At 62.8% G+C, this 6,520-nt stretch carries 5 protein-coding genes; 2 read left to right on the top strand and 3 right to left on the bottom strand.

Annotated features, from left to right (window positions below):
* From ACTS2Z_RS02720 to ACTS2Z_RS02710, 3 genes are all read right to left on the bottom strand, one after another.
* On the bottom strand, positions 1-979 hold a 979-nt coding region (locus tag ACTS2Z_RS02720), incomplete at its 3' end, for an MATE family efflux transporter (RefSeq protein WP_442571696.1).
* A 109-nt stretch (positions 980-1,088) separates the two neighbouring features.
* Entirely contained in the window at positions 1,089-3,371 is a 2,283-nt protein-coding gene (locus tag ACTS2Z_RS02715) for an NADP-dependent malic enzyme (protein WP_442571695.1), read from the bottom strand.
* 82 nt (positions 3,372-3,453) lie between these two features.
* Positions 3,454-4,992: an NAD(P)H-hydrate dehydratase gene (locus ACTS2Z_RS02710; protein WP_442571694.1), complete on the bottom strand. Its 1,539-nt coding sequence runs from the start codon at positions 4,990-4,992 to the stop codon at positions 3,454-3,456.
* Positions 4,993-5,102: 110 nt separating this feature from the next.
* On the opposite strand from ACTS2Z_RS02710, the gene ACTS2Z_RS02705 reads away from it, so the two are divergent.
* Complete coding sequence (locus ACTS2Z_RS02705) at positions 5,103-5,441, top strand: P-II family nitrogen regulator (protein ID WP_442571693.1); 339 nt, start codon at positions 5,103-5,105, stop codon at positions 5,439-5,441.
* Positions 5,442-5,516: 75 nt separating this feature from the next.
* Positions 5,517-6,520, top strand: a 1,004-nt coding sequence (gene glnA, locus ACTS2Z_RS02700) for a type I glutamate--ammonia ligase (RefSeq protein ID WP_442571692.1), incomplete at its 3' end; no start/stop codon positions are given.

The following is a 6,520-nucleotide window of genomic DNA, read 5'->3' as shown; positions in this document are numbered from 1 at the left end:
AGAGGAAGCTCGACCGGAAGGCTTCACGGACCCGGTCAATATGCCCTGCCCCGCCATTCTGGCCCGTAATCGGACCAATCGATCCGGAAAGAGCGAACAGTGGAATGAGGGCGAGCGCCTCCACGCGCTGCGCCACGCCAAAGCCCGCAACGGCTGGTTCGCCAAAACGGGCCGCAGCAGCAAACACTAGCGTCATCGCCATCGGGTTGATCATGTTCGAACCGGCAGCCGGAGCGCCGATGCGCGCGATCTCGCTCCAGTTCCACATCATTTCCGAGAGGCCCGGCCATGAGAGGTCAATGATCTTCTCGCGGAAGATCATGATGCCCATCGCGATCACGAACACGGCCATGTTCGAGATCAGGGTCGCGAGCGCGGCGCCCTGAACCTCCATGGCCGGAATGGGTCCAAGGCCGAAGATCAGGATCGGATCCAGGATCATGTTCAGCACAGCGGCGAGTATCATGATGATGCTGGGCAGGATCGCATCGCCCAGTGCCCGCAGGATGTTGCTGGCGATCATCGGGCCGACCATGAAGATGATGCCCGCAAACCAGATCGTCATGTATTCGCGCACGAAGGGCATCATCGCCTCGCTCGCGCCCATCAGACGGAAGAGCGGACCGATCAGGCCAATACCGATGGCCGAGGTGATGGCCGTGATCAGAAGGGCCAGGATGACCGCGTCGGTCGCCACGCGCTTCGTCCGCTCGCCATCGCCCCGCCCGGCGGCGCGGGCGACAACCGACACTGCCCCGGCGCCAAGGCCAATCGCGATACTCATCACCGCCATGGAGACGGGGAAGACGAACTGGACGGCGGCCTGCTGGACGGTGCCAAGCCGTCCGACCCAGTAGGCATCGACAATGCCCACCAGCATCATCGCGACAATGCCGAAGCTCATCGGGATGACCATGCGCATGAGATGGCCGAAAACCGGTCCTTGCGTCAGGTCACGGGCATTACGTTTCTGGGACATGGGCAGGGGTTCCGGCACGGGAAAGGACACCGACACTTAGGCCGCTGCACCCCTGCCCGCCAGAGCCGCGTGCGTGAATTCTCTGTTACGCCGTCTGGTGGGGCCAGATCTATTCCCGGTGGGTCAGGTCGAAACTCGCCATGCCGGCAAGGTTCACGATGTCCGACACCGGTGAACCGAGCCGTGCGATCTGGACCGACTTTTCAAGGCCGACGAGCAGACCTTCAATCACTGTTGCACCGCCTGCCGACTTCAGAAGCCGGGTTGCGATCGACGCCGAGTGAACCGCCGGCATGACCAGCACATTCGCCGCGCCGGAAAGCCGGGAGAAGCTGTAGGAATCGCGATGGTCGGGGTTCAGGGCCACATCGGCTGCCATCTCGCCCTCATATTCAAAGTCCACGCCGCGTGCATCCAGCATGCGGACAGCACTCTGGATTTTCTCGGTGCGGATTCCAGGCGGGTTGCCGAAAGTGGAATAGGACAGAAAGGCCACGCGCGGGATCAGGCCCAGCTTGCGTGCTGCCGCCGCTGCGCTGACGGCGATATCGGCGAGCTCCGGCGCTTCCGGAAACTCAGTGACGTTGGTATCCGCGATAACAAGTGTCCGCCCCCGGCTGATCGCCAGCGACAGGCCGATGAGACGCCCGCCCGGCGCCTCGTCCAGTACCAGGCGGATGTCTGACAGCGTATTGGTGAAGTGGCGGGTGACGCCCGTCACCATCCCGTCTGCATCACCAAAGCGGAGCATGCAGGCAGAAAAGACATTCCGGTCATTATTCACGAGGCGCTGCACGTCCCGCCGCAGATAGCCCCGGCGCTGCATGCGTTCATAGAGGAAGTCGACATAGTCTGGATTCTGGTCGGACAGACGCGCATTCCAGATTTCCAGCGAACCCGGCTCGATTCCGAGTTCCTTCATATTGGCCTCGGCGATACGTTCGCGCGCAACCAGCACAGGCGTCCCCAGACCCTGCGCCTGGAAGGCGGCAGCAGCGCGGATGACGCTCGGCTCCTCACCTTCGGCAAAGACGATGCGCTTGGGTTCCGACTTGATAACCTCGGTGATGCGCTGTTGCAGGGCAGCGGTCGGATCAAGCCGCCGGGCGAGGCGCGCGCGGTAGCCGGAACCGGCTTCCGGCATGGGAAGGCGCGCAACCCCGCTATCCACGGCAGCCTGCGCCACATAGGGCGGCACAAAAGCAATGAGGCGCGGATCGAAGGGTGACGGGATGATGTAATCGCGGCCAAAGCTCAACCGGCCAGTCTTGTTGGCAGTAGCCACCTCGTCGGGCACGTCGGTGCGGGCCAGGTCAGCGAGTGCCCGGGCAGCGGCCAGCTTCATCTCCTCGTTGATGGTTGTCGCCCGCACATCGAGCGCCCCACGGAAGATGTAAGGAAAGCCCAGTACATTATTGACCTGATTGGGAAAATCAGACCGGCCAGTGGCAATGATAGCGTCGGAACGCACCGCCTTGATGAGGTCGGGCATGATTTCCGGCACCGGGTTCGCCATGGCGAAAATGATCGGATCGGCGGCCATGGACTTCACCATGGACTGGGTCACGATACCGCCAGCGGAGAGCCCCAGCATCACATCGGCATCCACCATCGCTTCATCGAGCGAGCGCAGATGAGTCTCGCGGGCATGACGCGCCAGGCGCGGGTGCAAATCATCACGGCCGGTATGCACCACACCGTTCACGTCAATGATCGTGACGTGATCGTGCTGCACGCCGAGCGACTTGATGAGTTCGAGCACCGAAAGGCCAGCCGCCCCCGCCCCGATCAGTACGACCTTGATATCCTCAAACCGGCGATTGGTCAGATGGCAGGCATTCATCAGGCCGGCCGCAGCGATGATAGCGGTGCCGTGCTGGTCATCGTGGAAGACCGGAATGGACAGTCGCTCACGCAATTTTGCTTCAATTTCAAAGCATTCCGGCGACTTTATGTCCTCAAGGTTGATCCCGCCAAAGCTGTCGCCAAAACCGGCCACGCAATCGATGAATTTTTGCGGGTCCTCGTAATCGATCTCGATGTCAAAGGCGTCGATATCGGCAAAGCGCTTGAAGAGGACCGCCTTGCCCTCCATCACGGGCTTGGATGCGCGCGGCCCCAGATTGCCGAGGCCCAGAATGGCCGTCCCATTGGAGACAACGGCGACCATATTGCCCTTGGAGGTATAGTCGTAGACCGCATCCGGATTGGCAGCGATTGCCCGCACGGGCGCAGCCACGCCCGGGCTGTAGGCCAGAGCCAGATCACGCTGCGTCGCCATCGGCTTTGTCGGTGCCAGGGCCAGCTTGCCGGGCGGGTCCTGACGGTGGAACGCCAGAGCGTCTTCATCAGTGCGCGACTGGGCCAGTTCGGCGGCGGTTTTCTCGGTCATAAGGCGGGTCCGCAAGGGTAGGATTCGATGAACTTCAACCAGGCTTCAGGCTATAGCCGCGCTTGACGGCAAGGGCCATGGGCTATGTGTCACCGGCAAGCCTGGCAAGAATCCGCCTGCGCGCCTGTTCTGCGGCGGCGGCACCCAGGACACTGCGGACATGGCTCGAAAGCTCTGCCGCATTGCCGCCCGGCGCGAGCAGGAACCCGGCCTGGCCATGCAGCCAGACCGCTGTCACGGCCGCATCCAGGGGTGCGGTGCCTTGCGCCAAGAACCCTCCAATCAGTCCGGCCAGCACATCGCCGCTGCCTGCCGTGGCCAGTCTCGCGCTGGCATCCGGATTGACGACGGCCTGCCCGTCAGGCGACGCAATTACGGTCGCTGGGCCTTTGAGAACCACAACGGCGCCGCATTCGCGCGCTGCGTCTCTGGCCGCGTCGAGCGGCGTCAGGCTTTGTTCCAGCCTGCCGGGGAACAAGCGTTCAAACTCTCCGGCGTGCGGGGTCAGCACAACCTTTTCATGCAAGGTGGGGCGCTTGTCAGGCGCGGCTTCGGCGAGCGAGGTGATCGCGTCAGCATCCAGCACGAGCGGGATTCCGGCCACAAGCGCTGCGTCCACGCGCCCCAGCAACTCTTCGCCCGGCCCTGCTCCGGGACCGAGCACCGCAGCACTGGCGCGGTGTCGGTCGAGCGTTTGCGCAAAGTCGGCCTCACGAATCGCACGCGTCATGATGGCCGGATTGCCGCCCGCCGCCTCGATCAGGCTGGCTGGCGGGCAAAGCAGTGTGACGAGCCCCGCACCGGCCACCAGGCCCGCATCGGCAGAAAGACGCGCCGCGCTCGTCGCCCCCGGCCCGCCCGCGAGCACGCAAAGCCGTCCTTTCTGGTGTTTGTGCCGGTCAGAGGCATGGGCGAAATCGGGCAGGATCACTCGGCCGAGCGATGTAATTTCCGCCAGCGGTGGCGCGTCCACCTGCCAGCCATCGGGTATGCCTATGCCTGAGCAGACGACTTCACCGCAAAGCTGGCTGGCCGGTGCAAAAAGATGCGCTGGTTTCAGCCGGTGGAACGTCACGGTGAGGTCTGCAGTGAAAGCCGCACCCGCAAGCCCGGCCCGGTCGCCCTGCACGCCGCTTGGTACATCGATTGCCACTTTCACCGCCCGCGAGGCATTCGCCGTCTCGACGGCACGCAAGGGCGCTCCTTCAAGCGGACGGGACAGTCCTGCTCCGAAAAGCGCATCGATAATGAGGCCGAACCGGCCTGCCTTGAAGGAATCGAGACCGGCTACAGGCCCACCCCAGCGGCTTGCGGCTAGCCGGGCGTCTCCTTCAAGCGCCAAGGCCGGTGTGACACTGAAAACGGAGACTGGCCAGCCAAGCTCTGCAAGCCCACGCGCTGCGACATAGCCATCGCCGCCATTATTGCCCGGACCGCACAATACCGCGACGGGGCGGGCAGCCCACCGCCGCGTCACGGCGTTGACGATGGCCGCCCCTGCCGCCTCCATCAGGCCAAAAGAACTGACACCTTGCACCACGGCAAAAGCGTCGGCCTTTCGCATGGCGGCTGTGCCCATCACGTCAACGCCGGGCAAGCTGTCTGCCACACTCTTGAACATTTGCGCCTCACAATCGTGCACGTATGTGCGCTGCGCCCGCGAAGGCTCCGCAATGGCTTGAGACAGAGCCTGCCTCGGCTATGCCTGACGCCATCAAGGAGACCTGCTTCATGAAGAAGATCGAGGCGATCATAAAGCCTTTCAAGCTCGATGACGTGAAGGAAGCCCTTCAGGAAATCGGCCTGCAAGGCCTGACCGTTACCGAAGCCAAAGGCTTCGGGCGGCAGAAGGGCCACACCGAACTCTACCGGGGCGCGGAATATGTGGTCGACTTCCTGCCGAAGATCAAAATCGAGCTGGTTGTGCCCGACTCCCGCGTGGATGCAGCCATCGAGGCCATCCAGAATGCGGCGCAGACCGGGCGCATCGGTGACGGCAAGATCTTCATCATGCCGGTCGAGACCGCCATTCGTATCCGCACGGGCGAAACGGGCGACGACGCACTCTAGGGTGCAAGCCTGCCGCCTTCCCATCCGCTTTCCTGCGTCCGGCACCGGGCGCATTTTTGAACCCACGAGGACCCTATGTCAGACGCGCTTCTGAAGAAGATGAAGGACGAGAATATCGAGTATGTGGACCTGCGCTTTACCGATACGCGCGGCAAGCTGCAGCACGTGACCTTCGACAAGTCGATGGTCGATGCCGACTTCTTCGAGGACGGCCAGATGTTCGACGGCTCCTCGATCAATGGCTGGAAGGCCATCAACGAGTCCGACATGATCTTGAAGCCGGATGTGGCCGGCGCCTTCGTCGACCCGTTCTTCCAGGAACCCACCCTCGCCGTCTTCTGTGACATTTACGATCCGATTTCCGGCGAGCCCTATAACCGCGATCCGCGCACGACCGCGAAAAAGGCCGAGACCTACATGGCCTCGACCGGTGTCGGCGACACGGCCTATTTCGGCCCGGAAGCCGAATTCTTCGTCTTTGACGATGTGCGCTGGAAAACGGCCCAGAACGAAACCGGCTATGTGCTGGACTCCGAGGAAGGCCCCTATAACTCCGGCACCATGATGGAAGGCGGCAATCTCGGCCACCGTCCGGGTCCGAAGGGTGGCTATTTCCCCGTGCCGCCGATCGATTCGGCACAGGACATGCGCACCGAAATGCTGGCCGTCATGCGTGAGCTGGGCCTTGAACCGGAAAAGCACCACCACGAAGTGGCGCCGAGCCAGCACGAGCTGGGGATGAAGTTCTCCACGCTGCTGAACATGGCCGACCGCATGCAGCTCTATAAGTACATCGTCCACAACGTGGCGGCGTCCTACGGCAAGACGGCGACCTTCATGCCGAAGCCGGTCTATGCCGATAACGGCTCGGGCATGCACGTCCACCAGTCGATCTGGAAGGACGGCAAGCCGCTCTTCGCCGGCGACAAGTATGCCGACCTTTCCGACATGTGCCTCTACTACATTGGCGGCATCATCAAGCACGCGCGCGCCATCAACGCCTTCGCCAACCCGACGACCAACTCCTACAAGCGTCTGGTTCCGGGTTACGAGGCGCCGGTCCTGCTCGCCTACTCGGC

The organism is Glycocaulis sp. (assembly GCF_052168375.1).
GTDB lineage: Bacteria > Pseudomonadota > Alphaproteobacteria > Caulobacterales > Maricaulaceae > Glycocaulis.
Note: the sequence above shows the minus strand (reverse complement) of the source record. Positions and strands in the feature narration are given on the sequence as shown.